This is a genomic window from Catellatospora tritici, from assembly GCF_019083965.1.
GTDB lineage: Bacteria > Actinomycetota > Actinomycetes > Mycobacteriales > Micromonosporaceae > Catellatospora > Catellatospora tritici.
Genome location: NZ_JAHRCY010000011.1, coordinates 59,038 through 76,542, shown reverse-complemented (window position 1 = coordinate 76,542; position 17,505 = coordinate 59,038). Strand labels below are relative to the sequence as shown.

The following is a 17,505-nucleotide window of genomic DNA, read 5'->3' as shown; positions in this document are numbered from 1 at the left end:
CGTCAGTTCGCGGCGCCCAGTTCCCAGCTGGGCACCGGTGCCGGTGCCTGCGTCGGCCCGCTGTACTCCATCAGGATCAGGGCGATGTCGTCGTCGAGGCGGTCCTGCACCCACTCCATGAGCGCGGACTCGACCGAGGCCAGCCCGTCGGCGACGGTGCCGTGCCCGAGCAGCTTCCGGGCGCGGTCGGTGATCGGGAAGAACTCCCCGTCGCGCCGCGCCTCCGCCAGACCGTCGGTGAGCATCAGGAGCCGGTCGCCCGGCTCCAGCCGCTCCACCCGGCTGCGTACCACCGGCATGAAGCCCAGTGGCGGCGCGGGCGCGGGCGGATCCAGCGTGATGACCTCACCGCGCCGGATCAGGATCGGCGCCGGGTGGCCGCAGTTGACGATGGTCAGCGTGCCGCCGCGCTCCTCGACCAGGCAGGCCGTCACGAAGTCCTCGTCGCCGACGCTGCGGGCCACGGCCCGGTCCAGGTCCGCGACGATCGCGCGCAGGTCGGCACGCTCATAGGCCACATGACGGTACGAGCCGAGCACGATGCTCGCCGTACGCACCGCGTCCAGGCCCTTTCCGCGCACGTCTCCGATGATCATGCGGACGCCGTACGGCGTGTCCAGGGCTTCGTAGAGGTCACCACCGATGTCGGCGGCCGCGGTCGCGGAGATGTAGCGACCGGCCACGGCCAGCGTGCCGACCTTCGGACCCAGCGTGCGCAGCACCGCCTGCTGCGCGATGGTCGCGAGCTTGGCCAACTCGGCGATGCGCTCGGCCTGTCGCTGGCGCAGCATCGCCACCACGGCGGCGATGCCGGTGGCCAGGCCGACCCCGATGACGTTGATGAAGGACGGGACGTCGTCCAGGCCGCTGAAGAACGCGAACACCATGCCCGCGACGGTGGCCACCCCGCCCGCGACCAGCACCGCCTGCCAGGGTGCGAACACGGCTGCCAGGAAGGGAACCGTCGCCATCAGGCCCACGTACCGGGCGGGACTGCCGTCGGCGAGTTCCACTGCGGAGATCAAAACGAGCAGCACGAAGGCCGCGCCGAGACCGGCGCGGAAACCGGGGCTGAGCGGGCGTCCGCCCGACAGGGCAAGTGGTATGCGTACGGCAACCAGCATGCCTGATCAACTTGGCCCCAACGCTCAGATTGTCCCCTTGGTGGATCACATTCTGTCCGGTCGGACAGCTTTTCAAAGGGACATAGTCGAGTAAGGCAACGCGTCGCCAGCAGCGAAGCGTCCGATGCGGCCCATGATTCAGCCGTGTTGATGGCGAAATGCCGGAAGGGCTACTCCGCCGCGCCGGTTCCGGTCGGCCAGGTGCGCCAGTTGAGCCACGAGCGCGACGCCGTCGGGCCGCGCTGACCCTGGTAACGCGAGCCGTTCACGGTCGAACCGTACGGGTGCTCCGCCTCCGAGGACAGGCGTAGTACACACAGCTGGCCGATCTTCATACCGGGCCAGAGCCGGATCGGGAGCGTGGCCACGTTCGACAGCTCCAGGGTCACGTGCCCGGAGAAGCCCGGGTCGATGAAGCCCGCGGTCGAGTGGGTCAGCAGGCCGAGGCGGCCCAGGCTCGACTTGCCCTCCAGCCGCGCCGCGAGCTGGTTGCCCAACGTCACGACCTCGAGCGTCGAGGCGAGCACGAACTCGCCCGGGTGCAGCACGAACGGCTCCCCGTCCCGCACCTCGACCATGGTGGTCAGATCGTCCTGGCGCTCGGCCGGGTCGATGTGCGTGTACAGGTGGTTGTTGAAGACCCGGAACAGGCCGTCCAGCCGCACGTCGATGCTCGACGGCTGGACCAGGCTCGGCTCGAACGGATCGAGCTGGAGTTGGCCCGACTTGATCTCCGCTACCAGGTCGCGGTCCGAAAGCAGCACGACCGCCAGCCTAGTGCCAGCCTCCCTTCCCGCAACGAATCAGCAGGTCACAGCGGTGGTTTAGGCCGTTGTCGGCCGGGTAGTACCTCGGTGTCCGAACCCCCGGGCACGGCCCCGGACCCCGAAGTGGGGCCCGGGGCCAAGAATGTGCACGGCCGGGTGCCGAGATCACCGCTTGTGGTCGTACCCCCATGTTGGAGTTGACGTTGCGCCCCGAAATCGGGATCGCCGAGGTGCCATTTACCAACAAATCACCCGATCGGGCACGGCAGGCGTGTCTCGATAGCGCAGTCGAACATTTGTTCGATAAAGTCCCCGACATGGCTACCTGGTCCGAGTTCGCCGCCGCCACACCGTGGCTGGCCTCGTCGATCCGCGCCCTGCTGCACCAGTACGGGCCCGGCATGGGCTTCCTGGCGACCGTGCGCGCGGACGGCAGTCCGCGCCTGCACCCGGTGTCCCCGATCGTCACCGACGAGGGGCTCTACTGCTTCATCCTCGACACGCCCAAGCGACGCGACCTCGATCGCGACGGCCGCTACGCCCTGCACGCGTACCCGGCCGAGGACAGCGACGTCGAAGCATGCGTCACCGGGCGCGCTTACCCCGTGACCAGCCCGGTCACCGTCGACCACCTGGCCCGCACGCACCGGGCCGCCCCGCTCGCCGACTGGCGGCTGTACGAGTTCGCCATCGAGACCGCACTGCTGCACCGGCACGAGCCCGACACCCTGCCGGTGCTGTGGCGGGACCGGCGCGCGCCGCTTCCCGAGCCGGCGCCGCGCGTCGAACGTCGAGCTGCCCGGCCCCACCTGCAGCTTCTCGCGGCCTGACCGGCGGCCTCGACCCGCGGCACTTACCTGCGTGCGTTGCGGCGGTGCGGTCAGGTACAGTGGGGACCGCTCGCGGGTGTAGTTCAATGGCAGAACATCAGCTTCCCAAGCTGACAGTGAGGGTTCGATTCCCTTCACCCGCTCCACAACGAAAAGCCTGGTAGGACGCGAGTCCCAACCAGGCTTCTCTATTTCTCGCGATCTCTATCCGGCTGTCGTGCCCGTTACGTGCCCGTCTCCCCAGCCGACGCTCAGTCAGTCGGGTCTGCACCGCTACGCGGGAACCAGGCGGGTAAATGGGTGATCCCCGCGAAGGTGGCAACACCTGTGAGCAGCCCAATCGCCACCACGGCCAGGTGCGGTGCGGGCAGGGCACGCAGCACCGACACCGCGAGGAGCAGAGCGGCGAGGCCGCCGACCAGCGCGGGCCAACGGTGTCGGATGGGTTGGAGGAGCACTGGCGCCAGAAACCCCGACATGGCGATCCCCATGCTGGGGCCGAGATCCCAGCGCCACGGATCACCGAACACCACGTCGATCAGGCCTTCGAGGATGCTGAGGACGACGATCAGGGCCGCGGTCCCGCCGAGAAGCGGCCAGACGGCCACTGACTTCGTCTGCGGTCCGCCGGTGCCAAAGATCATGATCCGCAAGGCGCCCCGGGCGGACATGGGAAGCTGCGGACCGGACGACATGGCTTGATCGTAAACGTGGGATCAAGAGGGCTGCCGAGTTGGCGGGTCCGTGCCCTGTCCGTGGCACATCCGGCTCAGGCCGCGCCCAGGGCGGCGACGAGGCGGTCGTGTTCGGCCTGGGTGCCGATCGCGGCGCGATCCTCGGGATGGTCGACATACCAGCGGACCGCGTCAGCCAGGAACCACGGGTGGACCTCGAAGACCAGCTGCAGCGTCCGGTGACGACGCAGTCTGGCGGGTAGCGACAGCGGTTGCTCATACACCAGGGGCAGAGTCTGATCGGAGAGCTTGCCCCGCACCGGGAACCCCGGACGCAGCAGCGTCCACGGGATCTCGACGTCGCGCAGCACTAAGCCCGCGATCCTGATTCCATCCGGATGCAGTTCCAGCGCGGGCAGGCCGCGCCACAGCACCATGCCGGTGCCGAACGCCACCAGCACGGACAGGGCGCCGAGAAACCAGCCGAGCAGCGGGAGACGGGTGAAGAGACTCAGCCCGCACACCTCCATCGCCGTAAGGCACAGCAACACCACTGGAATCGTGTACGTCCGGGTGACGAATGCCCCGTCCGCCACGTCGAAGCGGAGTCTCGTGCTGACCGGACGGCGATGGGCCCGCACCAGGAAGACGACTCCGACCCCGATCACCGCCAGACGTGCCAGCACGACCAGCCCGTGCCAGTTCTCCGGCACCGTGGCAAGCCACAGCCAGAGCGGAGCCGTGAGCACGATCAACACGTAGATCAGGCGGTACCGGGTCAGCTGTAGGGCGTGGGGCATAGCTGGCCATGCTAGGGGGCGGTGCGAGACCACGCTGCCCCGCCAACGCTGCTAGCCTGCGCAGCCGTGACCGACGCGCGCGTGATCGACCTCCACTCCCCCGACGGGACCCGCCTGGCGCTGCACGACTTCGGCGGCACGGGGGACGCGGTGCTGCTGCTGCCGGGCCTGTGCGGCTACGCCGGGGAGTGGTCGGCGACGGCGGAGTGGCTGGTGGCGACCCATCACGTGTACGCGCTCGATCCCCGTGGCCACGGGGCGAGCCAGACCCGGCCGGGCGACGTGTCCCGCGAGGCTCACGTGGCCGACACCGTCGCGGCGCTGACCCGGATCGGACCGGTGGTCCTGGTCGGGCAGTCGCTGGGCGGCCATACCGCGATGCTGACCGCGGCGACGCGACCTGACCTGGTCGCCCGACTGGTGCTGGTGGAGGCGGGGCCGAAGGGCGGCGACGGCACCGCCGACACGATCGACCGCTGGCTGGCGTCGTGGCCGGTCCCGTTCCCGGACCTGGCCACGGCGGCCGAGTTCCTCGGCGGCGGACTGGTCGGCCCGGCCTGGGCGGGCGGCCTGCGGCAGCACCCGGACGGCTGGCGCCCGGTGTTCGAGCGCGACGTCATGGTCGCCACGGTCGCGGGCGCGCACGCGCCGCGGTGGGCCGAGTTCGCCCGCATCGACTGCGACATCCTGCTGGTACGCGGCAGCGCCGGTTTCATGGACGCCGACGAGTTCACCCGGATGGCCGAGCACCCGAAGGTCACCGCGGTCGAGGTCGAGGGCGCGGGCCACGACGTGCACCTGGACAGCCCACAGCAGTGGCGGGACGCGCTGACGGCGTTCCTGGGCCGCTGAGGATCAGCTGCTCAGGACGGTGACGGCCACGGCGACGAACCCGGCGCCCGAGACGAGCCCGAGCGCGATCGTGCAGATCCGGGGCCGGATGCGCACCTCGCCGAGGGTCCGCTCGGCGGGGACGGCCTCCAGCAGCGCCCGGACGTGTGCCGCCGCGCGCAGCTGCGCGGGCCGGCGGTTGAGCCCGTCACCCCAGACGGCACCGGCACCCATCGGCACGGCCAGGTGGCGCTGCCCGGCGACGCGCACCCGGACGTGGTCGTCGTCGGCCAGGTCGACGCCGCCGACCAGGTGTCGGGGGACGTGGCGGGTGGTGAACGCGGTGTGCAGGCTGAGCCGCCGGGGCGTGACGACGATCTTCCCCGATGGCCCGAGCAGGTAGAACGCGACTGCGACGGGCACGAGCACGCCCGCGATGACCGGGGCGGTCGCGAGCGGGTTCAGCCACATCGCGAGCGGCAGCGCGGCCGCCACGATGCCGAGCATGATCCATGCGACCACGTCCCGGCGGCGCACGACGCCGCGCCGGCGGCGGCCCCGGAGCGTGGTCGAGGGCAGGTCGTCCAGCCGCACCTCGGTCCAGCGGCGGCGCAGGGTGGTGATCCGCCCGCTGATCGCGACGAACGCGGTGAGCCCCGCGAACATGGCCAGCACGGGCGGCAGCCAGTGTCCGGGTCGGCTGGCCAGTCCGTCGGCGGTGGCGACCGTGCCCGGCTCGGCCGGGTCGAGGTAGATCGTCGGTTGCTCGCCGAGCGACAGCGTCGTGCCGATGGAGCCGGTGAGTTCCGCGGTATAGGTACGGCCATCGTGGCGGTACCTGACCACGAATGTGTCGATCTTGCCGGCGCGCACCGCGACCACGGTGGCGGGCACCGCGACACCTTCGGTGACCAGGTGCTCGACCTCGGCCCGGCCGGTCAGATAGGTCACCAGGGCGGCTAGCCCGAACAGCAGTGCCACCGCCAGCCCGATGCCGGTGGCACGGCGGGCCCACACCATGGCGTATGACGCCGAATCGGCCACGCGAATCTCCCCGTCCCCCTGGGCTGCCTGGTCGTGGCGCCAACCCTAGCGATCAACGTCAAGTTCGGCGACCCAGCAAATCGGACAGTCGCCTCAGCGGGTGGGTCGCGCCAGGACGGCGACCTTCTCCCCGCCGTACCGCCGCAGCGTGGCGACGACCTCGTCAGGGCTCTCCACCAGGTCGTCGAGCGAGATCAGTTGGAACCCGGCCCGGCTTCCATCCTTGGTGCGATAGTTCGGCTTGGCCTTTACCTCCACACCCGGCGCGAGCCACAGGATGACCGCGGGGCTGGCGTTCCCGTCGAGGTAGTGGGGCCGCTCGATGGTGACGGCCGCGACCGAACTCCACGGAAGGTCGGCCTTGATCTCGGCGCACCGCACCACCAGCCCGGTGTCCGCCGCCTCCAGGCGGAACTCGTGGCGCAGCGTGGAGTACAGGCTGCCGAGGCTGAAGACCGCCATGACGGCGCCGGTCAGATACCAGAACCACGGGCCGAGGACGAACTCCCGGTCCACGAGCGCCAGCAGTGACGGAAGCCCGGCGGCCAACGCGCTCAGGAGCAGCATGACCAGGCTGGTCCGGACGACTTTTCCAGTGTTGCGGTGCAGCGACATGCAGGACCCTCCGTGTGAACGCGAGGCACGCTAACACCGCCCGGTAACCGGGACAATGCGCCGACGGGGCTCAGCGTCCCAACAGTTCGGACACGGTCACGGGGCGGAGCTGGCGTTCGCGCAGGAGATCGAGGATGTGCGGCAGCGCCTCGTCGGTGAAGCGGGCGTTGTCCTCGGTGATGTGCATGATCACGATCGAGCCGGGCTGGACCCGCTTCTTCACCGCCGCGACGATCGGGCGCCAGTCGGCGGCGAACGGGTCACCGCTGACCACGTCGCCGTCGACGACGGTCAGGCCGAGCGGCGCCATCGCGCGCAGGGCGGTGTGGTCGTGACACAACCCCGGGAAGCGGAAGTAGCGGGTCTGGCGGCCGCCGTACCCGGAGATGAGCTGGAACGTCTTCGCGACGTCGGCGGTCATCTGGGCCGGCTTGATCTGCGGGAGCCCGTAGCAGTCCGCGGTGAACGCCTGGTGCCCGTAGGTATGGTTGGCCAGCTCGAACCTCGGGTTCGCGGCCAGGCGCGCGGTCACCTCCGGGTATTGCCGCACCCACTTGCCGGTGAGGAAGAAGGTCGCGGGCACCCGCTCCCGCTCCAGCAGGTCCAGCACGCGCAGGTTGGTATATGACGTGGCCTTGCCCCGCGCGAGCCGGCGCAGCATGTCGTCGGTCATGTCGGCGTCGAAGGTGAGCGCTACCCGGTGCTCCTTGCGGCTGCCGTGTTCGACGACCGGCGGCAGCAGCCCGGCCCTGGTCTGTCCGGGCAGCGCCTTCGGCGAGGCGACCGGGCTCGGTCCGGCGCTCGGACTCGCCGCGGCGGTGGGCCCTGCCGTCACCGCGACCGGGCTGGGGCTGGGCGTCGGAGCTGTCCACGGCTGGACCGGATCGACGCGACAGCCCGCGGCCGCGACCCCGACCACTGCCGCCACCAGCGTTCCGACCAACCGACGCACCGGACCATCCTCCCAACCCACCATCGCCGCCGCTGGGCAGGCGAGGCTGCGGGTTCGGGGAAAGTGCGGCTACCCGGCTCCAGGAAGAGACAGTTTCCCCGAAACTGCGGCAACAGTTCCGGCGTCGTCAGCGGAGGAGGACGGCGGCGATGGTGCGAGCTTCGGGGCTCCAGGGGGTGGGGCGGCCCTTGGGGTCCATCTTGACCATCACGCGGCGGCCGTCGGCGTACACGGTGGCGCCGTCCTCGGACAGGAAACGGAAGCCGTAGACGGCACTGGTCTCACCCATGCTGTCCAGCCAGAACTGCACCCCGACGGGGCCGGTGCCGCGGATCGGCGCGTGGTAGGTGATGGTGAACTCGCGAACCGCCGCGATCATGTCGGAGCTGCTCGGCCTGCCGTCGCGGAAGCCGTAGCCGTGCTCGGCCCAGAACTCCGACATGGCCCGCTCCAGCACCAGGGCATACCGGGCGTTGTGCATGATGCCGACGATGTCCAGGTCGTCGATGTGGATCGTCGCGGTGCGGACGGTGCCCGTGGACATGTCGAGCAGTGCGGTGGTCATATCCAGGGCCTCTCAGGGTGCCGGCAGCAGATCGGGTACGGAGGTCAGTTCGCGCAGGCGGCCGAGCACGGCCAGGCGGGCGTCATCGCAGCTGCGGGCGAGCAGGCGGGAGTGCAGCAGGGCCGCGACCCCGGCCGCGTCGACCTCGAAGGCCAGCCGCCGCACGTCTGTGGTCGGCGGCAGCTCACCCAGCTCGACGGCCTCGGTGACGAGCCGTTCCAGCAGTTCGATCCACTCGCTCAGGATGACGACGAGCCGGTCGGGCACGGCACCGGTGCGGCCGGTGAACTCGAACTCGGCGTTGGCGAAGAAGCAGCCGCCGGGCAGGGTGCGCGCGGTGTAGAAGGCGAGCCGGGCCTCGTGCAGGGCGAACAGGCGGCGTACGCCGCGGGGCTGCTCCAGCGCGGGCAGGACGATCAGGCGGCGCCACTGCTCGCGGGCGTGCTCGATCGCGGCGAGCTGCAGCTCCTCCTTCGAGGCCCAGTGCGCGAAGAGACCGGACTTGCTGACGTGCAGCCGCTCGGCGAGCTGGCCGAGCGACAGCCCGTCCAGCCCCGCCTCGCTGGCCAGCGCCACGGCGGCGTCGAGCACCGCGGTGCGGGTGCGCTCGCCACGGGCCAGCCGTCCGTCTGTCTCGGTCACCTGGTCACCATACAAAACGACCGACCGGTCGCTTGTTTATCGGTGAGTGAACTCACTTCCCCCGGCGGCCCGGACGCGACGGTTTCCGGGAAAACGAGGGGTGCCCGATCACCAGGTGCAGGTGGCGCGGCGACGGACCGATATCCACCCGCTGCCCCCACGTCAGCACCAGATGGTCGGACTCGACGCCGTCGGCGAACACCACCAGGCGCTCGCTCTCACTGGTCAGCGACAACTGCTGCCCCGGCGCGATCCGACCGGCCGTGAACCGCACCCCGGTGGCCTGGGACGGCCAGGCCTCCCGGACGAACCAGCACAGCTCGCTCGCCTCCGGGCCGGGCAGCGTCTCGTTCATCCCGCGTTCCAGCGCGACCGAGGCGCACCAGCCGGTGGCCCCGGTGCCCGTGCCGACCAGCACGCCGGAGGACGAGTGCCGCTCGCGTCCGCCCTCCGGCGTGGTGACCAGGTATCGCGACGACTGGTGCGACTGGTGCCCGACGTAGATCTCGTTCAACCCGCCGAGCTGCTGGCCGTCGTCGAGGGTCGCCAGCACCATGGCCCGCCGCTGCACCTCCACCCGGCCGTCGGGGACGTCGCGCAGCAGCGCGGCGGCCTGCTCGGCGGAGAAGCGGGCCAGCACGCCCGGGAACCGCGCGGGCTCGGGATTGACCCCGACCACCGGCTGTCCGTCGAGATACTTGGCCGCGTTCGCGACCAGGCCGTCCTGGCCGACCGTGATCACCACGTCCTCCGGCCCGAACAGGAACCGGGCCAGGTCGTCGCGGTCGACCTGGCCGCGGCGCCAGTCGGCGGGCAGGGCGGCGCTGACCGTGGCCAGCGCCGCCTGCTGTGCCGCGTGCCGCTCCTCCACCTCGGAGATCTTCCTCCCCCGTTCTTTCAGGAAGTACTCCGCGGCGGCCCGGGTGCCGTGGCGTCCCAGCAGCTCGTCGAGCTCGCTGCGACGGGACACCACGACCGCCCGGGGGGCCAGCGTCGCGCTCATCGGTCGCCGCCACCCGCGCCGAAACGGGCCAGCAGGCCGGTGATGACGTCCGGGGTGACGGTGAGCTGCCCGATCTCCGGCAGCTGCCCGGCGAACTCGCGCAGGGCCAGGCTCTGCAGCACCTCGGCGGGCATGTCCCGGTATGCGGCCAGCTTCGCCGCCTCCGCCTCGCCCTGGGCGACGCCGAGGGCCCGTACGCCCGCCGCCTTGGCCTCGGCCAGCGTGCGCTCCTTCTCCGCCTCGGCCGCGCTGAGCAGCCGGTCGCGCTCGGCTCGGCCCTGCGCGTCGGCGAGCTGCGCCGCGGCGTCCAGTTCGGCCTTGCGGCGGGCGTTGGCACCGTGCTGCTCGACCAGCTGCTGTTCGCGCCGAGCCAGCTCAATCTTGTTTTTGAGCTCGTTTTCCGCGATTCCGCGCTCTTGCTCGACGGCCTGCGCCCGGCGGGCGAAGGTGGCCCGGTCCGCCTCGACCTGCACGGCCTCCCGGGTCGGCGTCTGCAGCGCGCGCTCCAGCTCCGGCTCCGGGCGGATGGCGACCACGCGGGCGCTGACCACCTGCACGCCGAGGTCGGCCAGGCGCGGCTCGGTGCTCAGCGCGGCGGTCACCGCCTCGCGGACCGAGGCGACCTCGGTCAGCGCCTCGGCCAGAGGCAGGCGGGTGAGCAGGTCGAGCGCGGGCTGCTGGGCGAGCTCGGCCAGCAGCGTGGCGATCTGCTCCAGCGGCCGGCCCACGCTCTTGCCCTGGTACGGGTCGATCGAGAAGTCCAGCCGGGCGACGGCGACCGCCGGTTCCGCCACCCGGTAGGTCACCGTGGCCTGCACGGTGACGTCGGTGAAGTCGCTGGTGCGCGCGTGGAACAGCAGCGGCAGCTCGCGGTCGTCGATCGGCACCTCACTGAGCACCGCGGTGAGTGGCCGGTACCAGAACGCCAGCCCCACCCCAGCGCGCTTGGCCCGGCCGCGCACGCTGTGGCGCACCCAGCTGGTGGGGGTGCTGCGCAGGTGCCGCAGGAAGAACCGTCTCGACACGTCAGCCATGATGAGTCCCTTTCGGATGAACCCAGGTCCCTTTTTCGTCACCATGACGATAAGCTCCGTGCTACATTCTCGTCAAGGTGGTGATAAATCATGGCGGTGGTTCCAGGTGTCGGGTCGAAGACCGAATACCCCGTGTTCGCCGTGACGGCGGACCTGGTCGTGCTGACGGTGCGCGACGACGCGCTGCAGGTGCTGCTGATCCGGCGCGGGCTGGAGCCGCACCTCGGGGCGTGGGCGCTGCCCGGCGGCTTCGTGCGCGGCACGGAGGACCTGGACGCGGCGGCCCGGCGCGAGCTGGTCGAGGAGACCGGTTTGACCGCGCCGTTGGGGCACCTGGAGCAGTTGGCCAGTTACGGCGCACCCGACCGGGACCCGCGTGGCCGCGTGGTGACCGTGGCGTACCTGGCACTGGTGCCCGACCTGCCCGCCCCGGTCGCGGGCGGCGACGCCGCGGGTGCCGACTGGGTGGCGCTGGCCGAGGTCGACGAGCTCGCCTTCGACCACGCCCGCATCCTGGCCGACGGCATCGAACGGGCCCGCGCCAAGCTGGAGTACTCGGCGCTGGCCACGGCGTTCTGCCCACCCGAGTTCACCATCACCGAGCTGCGCGCGGTGTACGAGGCGGTCTGGGGCGCCAGACTCGACCCCCGCAACTTCCACCGCAAGGTGACCGGCACGCCCGGCTTCGTGGAGCCGGTGGGCCGCTCCGTCGCCGCTGAGCGGGGCCGCCCGGCGCAACTGTTCCGCCGCGGCTCCGCCCAGCTCCTACACCCGCCGATGCTCCGCCCGACGTCCTGAGCCCCGGCACCGCCTCGATCGATCATGTGGGTTCGGGGAAGGTGCACGAATCTTGGGCGCGATTGCCGCACTTTCCCCGAAACTGCACCGATCTTGAGGGCGACCTGAGACGTCGTGAGGGCCGACGCGAACGCGTCGGCCCTCACGACGGAGCAGCTCAGGCCGGGCGGCCGAAACTGTGGATATTGCCGTCGTCCATTTTGCGCATGGCGATCGGTTTGCCTGGTCGGGAGGCGTGGACGATCCAGCCGCCGCCGACGTACATGCCGACATGGTGCAGGTCGCTGTAGTAGAAGACCAGGTCACCGGGGCGCAGGTCGGCCCGGCTGACAGATTTGATCTTCGAGCGCTGCGCCTTCGCGTTGTGCGGCAGGGACACCCCGACGCTGTCCCAAGCCGCCATCACCAGGCCGGAGCAGTCGAAGGTGTTCGGCCCCGCCGAGCCCCAGACGTAGTCCTTGCCGATCTGACGGCAGGCGAACTGCGCGGCCTTCGCCGCGTCGCCGCCCGGGTACGACGCCGGGCACGGCGCGGGTCGCAACTCGCCCAACCCGCTGCCGCTGGAGTATGCCTGCAACCGCAGCTTGTTCAACTTGGCGATCTCGGACTCGATCACCTTGGCTCGGGCCGCCTGTTCGGCCTCGACCTTGCTGAGCTGCGCGACCAGGACGTCCAGCGGCTCCTTGACCTTCTCGAGCTCCGCCTTGGCGGCGAGCACGTCGGCGATCCGGGCCTGCTTCTCCCGTGCGACCTGACCCACCATGGTCAGGCGCCGGGCCGTCTCGCGACTGTCGCCCCGGGACAGGAACAGGTTCACCTGGGCCAGCTGGCCACCTCGGTACAGGTGGTCGGCGAAGGTGCCGATCCGGGTCCGAGTGACCTGCACCTGCAGCTCCAGCGGGGCGAGCTGCGTGTTCAGCGCCCGCGCCTTCTCCTGCTGCCGGGCGAGTTTGATCTTCGTGGCGTTGTGCTCCTCGACGATCGGCTCGAGCTTGTTCCACTGCTCGTCGATCTGCTTCTCGACCTCCGCCGGTGACGGCGCGGCGTGCGCCACGGCGGGGGTGAGCAGCAACGCCGCGCCGGCTACCGCCAGCACCGCGAGGAGGCGGGGGGTCCGTGGTCCACTGGTTAGCCCCGACTGGGGCCTGTTATGGCTACACACGAGGATCCACGTTAGGCACGGCCGTTACCGTTTCGCAACTTCGGCCACGTTCGATGGCTCTACGTGTGCACGGGCCTACCGGATGTCGATGAAGACGTCGTCGATCATGCCGTGAAACTGGTCGTTGTTGGTCGCCGCGCCCTTCCCGCCGACACGCACCGGGGCTTCGTTGTCGATGGCCAGGTCAGCGGGCAGTTCGGCCTCGCCGGACGGGGCGCCGTCGATGAGGACGGCCAGCTTGGCGCCGTCGCGGACGCACTCGACGTGGTGCCAGCCGCCGTCGGCCACGCCCTTGCTGCCCAACGCCACGAAGATGTGGTTCTGGCCCTCGACCGGACCGGAGATGACGCAACTGGGCTTGCCCTCGTACCCATCGACCTGGAGCTTGAACTGGGTGCCCTGCATCGAGTAGCCCTTCTGGACCACGTTGGAGCCCTTGCTGGTCTCGCCAGGCGTCATCAGGACCGCCGCGCCCCAGTGCAGCGGCCGCAGGCCCGGGTTGAGCCCCGCGCTGTCGGCCACCTCCAGAATCGCCCGCGGGCAGCTGTCCTCGGCCGCCGCGTGGCAGGTCTCCGGGAACCGCACCGCGAGCCCGGCGTCGTGCGCGACGAACGTGAGCTCGCCGCCCTGCTGCGCCTTCTTCGTCAGGGTGAGTCCGGCGCCGCTGCGGTCCAGGCCGCCGTCGAAGTCGAGCCGCAGGCCGGTGCCGGGGTTCGGCCGCGGCGAGGGCGCGGACGATCCGGACGGGGTCGCTGAGGGCGCCGGGGTGGCCCGCGGTTCGTCGCCGGACCGGCTCACCAGGAACGCGATCGCGCCCCCGGCCCCGATCAGCACGAGTACGAGTACCACCTGCCACCACTTGATCTGCCGCACCCGGACAGGTCTACCACAGGGCGGCGACGCCCAGACACCGGCCGAGCGGGGCGTGCACCGGCCCGCACGGGCGCAAACGCCGACCGCCGGGCCACAATGGCCCGGCGGTCGGCATGAGCTGTCGGAACAGCGTCAGCTGGGCCGGATGTAACCCGCGATCGGCATGGTGTCGATGTACGCCATGCGCACCACGTCACCGGTGTGCGGCGCGTGCACCATGACCCCGCGGCCGTTCACCTTGCCGACGTAGAGCCCGACGTGGTGCAGGCCGTCGTTCGGGAAGAAGAACACCAGGTCGCCGGTTTGCGGCGTGCTCACCCGCTTGCCCTCGGTCCACTGGTCCTTGGTGTAGTGGGTCAGCTTCACCCCGACCTGGTACCAGGCCCACTGGGTCAGGCCCGAGCAGTCGTAGTGCGCCTGCGGGAGCTTGGACAGCTCCTCCGGGTCACCGAAGACGTAGCTCTTGCCGATCTGCTTGCACGCGGCGACGGCCACCTTCTGCCCGTCGCCGCCGATCGCGGTGGCCGGGCAGAGCTTGCCGATCTTGTAGTCGCCACCGGGCGCGCCACTGCCGTAGGCCTTGAGCCGCAGCGCCTGCAGCCGGTTCACCTCGGTCTCGATGGCCTTCTTCTTGGCCCCGACCTCGGCGTCCTTCTTGGCCTGGTCCACGATGATCGCGTCCAGCTCTGCCTTCTGCTGGTCGAACTTGGCCTTCGCCTCGGTCGTCGCGGAGATCTGCTCCTGCTTCGAGTGCGCCAGGTACGTCAGGATCGACAGCTGCTCGGCGAACTGCTTCGGCGAACCGCTGGACAGCAGCGAGTTGAGCTCCTGGTTGCGCCCGCCCTTGTAGTACTCGGCGGCGATGGCGCCCACCCGGGTCCGGGTCACCTCGACGGTGAGCCGCAGCGGCTGCAGCTTGGCATCGATCGCCGCGGCCTTCTTCTTCGACTTCAGCAGATCGCTGTGGGCCTTGTTGTACTCCTCGATGATCGGCTCGAGCTGGTTCCACTGCTTGGCGATCTCGGCCTCGATCTCGGCCAGCGACGGCTCGGCATGTGCCGGCGTCGCCGGCACCAGCCCCACGAACAGCCCGCTGAGCAGGCTGGCGGCCATCGCCGCAGCGAGAAGGAGCAGCCGCCGCGGACGTCTGCGCGCGGTACGGAGGGGGGACACCTGATCTCCTTTGCCGCCGACCGCAGCCGGAGGGTTGAGGAGACCCGGCCGCGGTGACCGCCACGGGGTTGCAGGGGGTAACAACCAGGCGTACGCGGCAGTCGGTCACCAACCCTAGGAAACAAGGTGAGCCGGTTTCAAGCTGCTGACGCGACAACTTCGCTGAGCTGCGCCGATGTCACGCAGCGTCAGACGTGATCAGACGGCGCTCGGGGCCATGATGGCGGTCAGGACATCGTCGAGCGTCACCACACCGACCGGCACCGGTCCGTCGCTGACCAGCACGATGTGCCGCCGCTCGCGGCGCATCGCCAACAGCAGCTCGGCGAGTGAACGCTCCGGCGGCACCACGGCCAAAGTGCGCACCAACCGCTGCGGGATCGGCTCGCGCCGCGCCGCCCCGTCGAGCCCGATGATGTCCTTGACGTGCACGAACCCGAGCACCCGCCGGGTGCCGCGGGCCACCACCGGGAACCGCGACCGGCCGGTGCGGGTGGCCAGCACCTCCAGCGTCGCCGGAGACGTGTCGTCGGTGACGATGGTGACCGACGACCACGGGCGCAGCGCGTCGGCGGCGGTGCGCTGATGCAGCGCCAGCGCCCCCGCGATCCGGGCGTGCTGCTCCGGATCGAGCAACCCCTCGGTGCGTGCCTGCGCCACCAGCCCGGCCAGCTCCTCGGCGGTGAACACGGTCTTGACCGCGTCGGCCGCTGGAATCCGCCACAGCCGCAGCACCTGCCGCGACGCCCACTTCATCGCCAGCAGCAGCGGCTTGGTCGCCACGCAGAAGGCCAGCATCGGCGGACCGAGCCACAGCACGCTCGCCTCCGGCCCGGCCAGCGTGATGTTCTTCGGCACCATCTCGCCGAGCACCGTGTGCAGGAAGACCACGATGAGCAGGCCGGTCAGGAACGCCACCGTGTGCAGCAGGTTCGGCGGCAGGCCGAGGGCGTGTAGCGGCGGGGCGAGCACGTTGGCCAGCGCGGGCTCGGCGATCGCGCCCAGCGCCAGCGAGCAGATGGTGATGCCCAGTTGGGCGCCCGCGATCATGAGCGGAATCTGGTTCATCGCCGACAGCGCCCAGGCCGCCGGGCGCGAGCTCTGCGCCTTCGGCTCGATGACGGTACGCCGGGACGCGATCAGCGCGAACTCCGCGCCGACGAAGAAGGCGTTGCCGAGCAGCAGCCCGATGGTGATCAGGATGTTGGTCACTCGTCGTCCCCCGCGAGCTGCGCCAGGCGGACCAGCTCGACCCGGTGCCGGTCCATCTCCACCACGGTGAACTCCCAGCCGTGCACGTCGACGACATCGCCGACCACCGGGATGCGGCCCAGCTCGGCCATCAGGAAGCCGCCCAGCGTCTCGTAGGGGCCCTCCGGCAGGCGGAAGCCGGTCTGCTCGTCCAGTTCGTCCTCGCGCAGCATGCCGTCCACCAGCCAGGTGCGTACGCCGCCGGGGACGGTCACCTCCACCGAGCCGGACTCCTCCTCCTCGGCGGTGTCGTGCTCGTCGGCGATCTCGCCCACCAGCTCCTCGACCAGGTCCTCGATGGTGACCACGCCGTCGGTGCCGCCGTACTCGTCGACCACGATGGCGAGGTCGGCGCGGCCCGCGCGCAGGGCGGCGAGCACCTTGTCCAGGTCGAGCGAGCCGGGCACCAGGACGGGTTCGCGGGCGACCGAGGCCACCGAGGTCGCCTCCCGGCGGTGCAGCGGCACGGCCAGCGCGTCGTTGACGGAGACCACGCCGGTGACGGTGTCCAGAGTCTGCTCGTAGACGGGGAAGCGGCTGTGGCCGGTCTCGCGTACCACGTCGAACAGCTCGGCGACGGTGGCCGCCGCGGACAGGCCGACCACGTCGATGCGCGGCGTCATCGCCTCGGCCGCGTGCTTGTCCCCGAACCGGACCGTACGCTGCAGCAGCAGCGCCGTGTCCCCCGGCAGCGCGCCCGCCTGCGCCGAGATCGCCGCAAGCAGTCCCAGCTCCTCCGGCGAGCGGGCGCTGGCCAGTTCCTCCTGCGGCTCGATGCCCATCCGCCGGACCAGCCAGTTCGCCGAACCGTTGAGCGCCATGATCAGCGGTCGGAGGATCCGCGAGAAGACCCGCATCGGCCCCGCCGTACGCAGTGCCAGCGGCATCGGCCGCGACAGCGCCGCGTTCTTGGGCACCAGCTCGCCGAAGAGCATCGAGAACAGCGTGGCGATGCCCAGTGCCAGGGCGTGGTTCCAGCCCGTGGACAACTTCAGCGGCGCCAGCAGCTTCGCCAGCGCGTCCTCGGCCAGGTAACCGGTGAGCAGTGCGGTCAGCGTGATGCCGAGCTGGGCGCCGGAAAGCTGGAACGACAGCTCGCGCAGCGCGCGCCGGACGGTCCGGGCGGCGCGGTCGCCGCGGTCGGCGCGCGTGTCGATGTCGGCGCGGTCGACGGTGACGAGGGAGAACTCGGCAGCCACGAAGAACGCGTTGCCGGCGGTCAGCAGCACGAACAGCAGCAGGGGCAGGATCGTCAACAGCGTGTCGATGGCGAGATCACCTCGCGCCCGATTCTGCCAGACTGTTTCATGGCGCCCGCCTTCGCGGGCGCGGCGATCGGCCTTGGAAGCCGACCGCATCGGCGCGTC

19 protein-coding genes and 1 tRNA gene are annotated in these 17,505 nt (G+C 70.7%); 4 read left to right on the top strand and 16 right to left on the bottom strand.

Features of this window, described 5'->3' with window-relative positions; genetic code table 11:
* Positions 1-2: 2 nt before the first annotated feature.
* Both KUA19_RS24535 and dcd read right to left on the bottom strand, forming a co-directional pair.
* On the bottom strand, positions 3-1,124 hold the full coding sequence (locus KUA19_RS24535; protein ID WP_217399425.1) for a PP2C family protein-serine/threonine phosphatase: 1,122 nt from the start codon (positions 1,122-1,124) through the stop codon (positions 3-5).
* 170 nt (positions 1,125-1,294) lie between these two features.
* On the bottom strand, positions 1,295-1,888 hold the full coding sequence (dcd, locus tag KUA19_RS24530) for a dCTP deaminase (protein ID WP_217399423.1): 594 nt from the start codon (positions 1,886-1,888) through the stop codon (positions 1,295-1,297).
* Between the two features lie 320 nt (positions 1,889-2,208).
* Between dcd and KUA19_RS24525 the strand changes: the two genes are divergently transcribed.
* Together KUA19_RS24525 and KUA19_RS24520 are read left to right on the top strand one after the other, a co-directional pair.
* Positions 2,209-2,721 (top strand): pyridoxamine 5'-phosphate oxidase family protein, encoded by a 513-nt coding sequence (locus KUA19_RS24525; protein WP_217399421.1) that lies wholly within the window; start codon positions 2,209-2,211, stop codon positions 2,719-2,721.
* A gap of 72 nt (positions 2,722-2,793) precedes the next feature.
* Positions 2,794-2,867: transfer RNA gene (locus KUA19_RS24520), tRNA-Gly, on the top strand.
* A 105-nt stretch (positions 2,868-2,972) separates the two neighbouring features.
* On the opposite strand, the gene KUA19_RS24515 is transcribed toward KUA19_RS24520, so the two are convergent.
* Together KUA19_RS24515 and KUA19_RS24510 are read right to left on the bottom strand one after the other, a co-directional pair.
* The gene (locus tag KUA19_RS24515; RefSeq protein WP_217399419.1) at positions 2,973-3,416 is read right to left on the bottom strand and encodes a hypothetical protein; all 444 of its coding nucleotides are present in this window, start codon (positions 3,414-3,416) and stop codon (positions 2,973-2,975) included.
* A 74-nt stretch (positions 3,417-3,490) separates the two neighbouring features.
* A complete protein-coding gene (locus tag KUA19_RS24510) occupies positions 3,491-4,195 on the bottom strand; it encodes a hypothetical protein (protein ID WP_217399417.1) in 705 nt (234 codons plus the stop codon).
* A gap of 66 nt (positions 4,196-4,261) precedes the next feature.
* Here KUA19_RS24510 and KUA19_RS24505 point away from each other — a divergent pair, with 66 nt between their 5' ends.
* A complete protein-coding gene (locus KUA19_RS24505; protein ID WP_217399415.1) occupies positions 4,262-5,047 on the top strand; it encodes an alpha/beta fold hydrolase in 786 nt (261 codons plus the stop codon).
* Positions 5,048-5,050: 3 nt separating this feature from the next.
* On the opposite strand, the gene KUA19_RS24500 is transcribed toward KUA19_RS24505, so the two are convergent.
* The 7 genes from KUA19_RS24500 to KUA19_RS24470 all read right to left on the bottom strand — a co-directional run bounded on the left by KUA19_RS24500 (position 5,051) and on the right by KUA19_RS24470 (position 10,881).
* Positions 5,051-6,070 carry a hypothetical protein gene (locus KUA19_RS24500; RefSeq protein ID WP_217399413.1) on the bottom strand — a complete coding sequence of 340 codons (1,020 nt, stop codon included), beginning with the start codon at positions 6,068-6,070 and terminating at the stop codon, positions 5,051-5,053.
* 93 nt (positions 6,071-6,163) lie between these two features.
* On the bottom strand, positions 6,164-6,685 hold the full coding sequence (locus KUA19_RS24495) for a hypothetical protein (protein WP_217399411.1): 522 nt from the start codon (positions 6,683-6,685) through the stop codon (positions 6,164-6,166).
* A 70-nt stretch (positions 6,686-6,755) separates the two neighbouring features.
* Complete coding sequence (locus KUA19_RS24490) at positions 6,756-7,637, bottom strand: polysaccharide deacetylase family protein (RefSeq protein ID WP_308167617.1); 882 nt, start codon at positions 7,635-7,637, stop codon at positions 6,756-6,758.
* Positions 7,638-7,764: 127 nt separating this feature from the next.
* Positions 7,765-8,202 carry an acyl-CoA thioesterase gene (locus tag KUA19_RS24485; RefSeq protein ID WP_217399407.1) on the bottom strand — a complete coding sequence of 146 codons (438 nt, stop codon included), beginning with the start codon at positions 8,200-8,202 and terminating at the stop codon, positions 7,765-7,767.
* A gap of 12 nt (positions 8,203-8,214) precedes the next feature.
* A complete protein-coding gene (locus KUA19_RS24480) occupies positions 8,215-8,844 on the bottom strand; it encodes a TetR family transcriptional regulator C-terminal domain-containing protein (protein WP_217399406.1) in 630 nt (209 codons plus the stop codon).
* Between the two features lie 52 nt (positions 8,845-8,896).
* Positions 8,897-9,847, bottom strand: a complete 951-nt coding sequence (locus KUA19_RS24475; protein WP_217399404.1) for a diacylglycerol kinase catalytic domain-containing protein — start codon at positions 9,845-9,847, stop codon at positions 8,897-8,899.
* Positions 9,844-10,881 (bottom strand): SPFH domain-containing protein, encoded by a 1,038-nt coding sequence (locus tag KUA19_RS24470; RefSeq protein ID WP_217399402.1) that lies wholly within the window; start codon positions 10,879-10,881, stop codon positions 9,844-9,846. The genes KUA19_RS24475 and KUA19_RS24470 overlap by 4 nt, the downstream gene beginning before the upstream one ends.
* Before the next feature lie 90 nt (positions 10,882-10,971).
* On the opposite strand from KUA19_RS24470, the gene KUA19_RS24465 reads away from it, so the two are divergent.
* Complete coding sequence (locus KUA19_RS24465) at positions 10,972-11,679, top strand: NUDIX hydrolase (RefSeq protein ID WP_217399400.1); 708 nt, start codon at positions 10,972-10,974, stop codon at positions 11,677-11,679.
* A 157-nt stretch (positions 11,680-11,836) separates the two neighbouring features.
* Here the strand turns inward: KUA19_RS24465 and KUA19_RS24460 are convergent, their stop codons facing one another.
* The 5 genes from KUA19_RS24460 to KUA19_RS24440 all read right to left on the bottom strand — a co-directional run bounded on the left by KUA19_RS24460 (position 11,837) and on the right by KUA19_RS24440 (position 17,385).
* Entirely contained in the window at positions 11,837-12,775 is a 939-nt protein-coding gene (locus tag KUA19_RS24460; RefSeq protein WP_217399398.1) for a C40 family peptidase, read from the bottom strand.
* A gap of 141 nt (positions 12,776-12,916) precedes the next feature.
* Positions 12,917-13,714 (bottom strand): LamG-like jellyroll fold domain-containing protein, encoded by a 798-nt coding sequence (locus tag KUA19_RS44635; RefSeq protein WP_217399397.1) that lies wholly within the window; start codon positions 13,712-13,714, stop codon positions 12,917-12,919.
* Positions 13,715-13,846: 132 nt separating this feature from the next.
* A complete protein-coding gene (locus tag KUA19_RS24450) occupies positions 13,847-14,887 on the bottom strand; it encodes a C40 family peptidase (RefSeq protein WP_217399395.1) in 1,041 nt (346 codons plus the stop codon).
* A gap of 198 nt (positions 14,888-15,085) precedes the next feature.
* Entirely contained in the window at positions 15,086-16,099 is a 1,014-nt protein-coding gene (locus KUA19_RS24445; RefSeq protein ID WP_217399393.1) for a hemolysin family protein, read from the bottom strand.
* The gene (locus KUA19_RS24440; RefSeq protein ID WP_254550073.1) at positions 16,096-17,385 is read right to left on the bottom strand and encodes a hemolysin family protein; all 1,290 of its coding nucleotides are present in this window, start codon (positions 17,383-17,385) and stop codon (positions 16,096-16,098) included. Before KUA19_RS24440 ends, KUA19_RS24445 begins: the two co-directional genes overlap by 4 nt.
* Between the last annotated feature and the right edge of the window lie 120 nt (positions 17,386-17,505).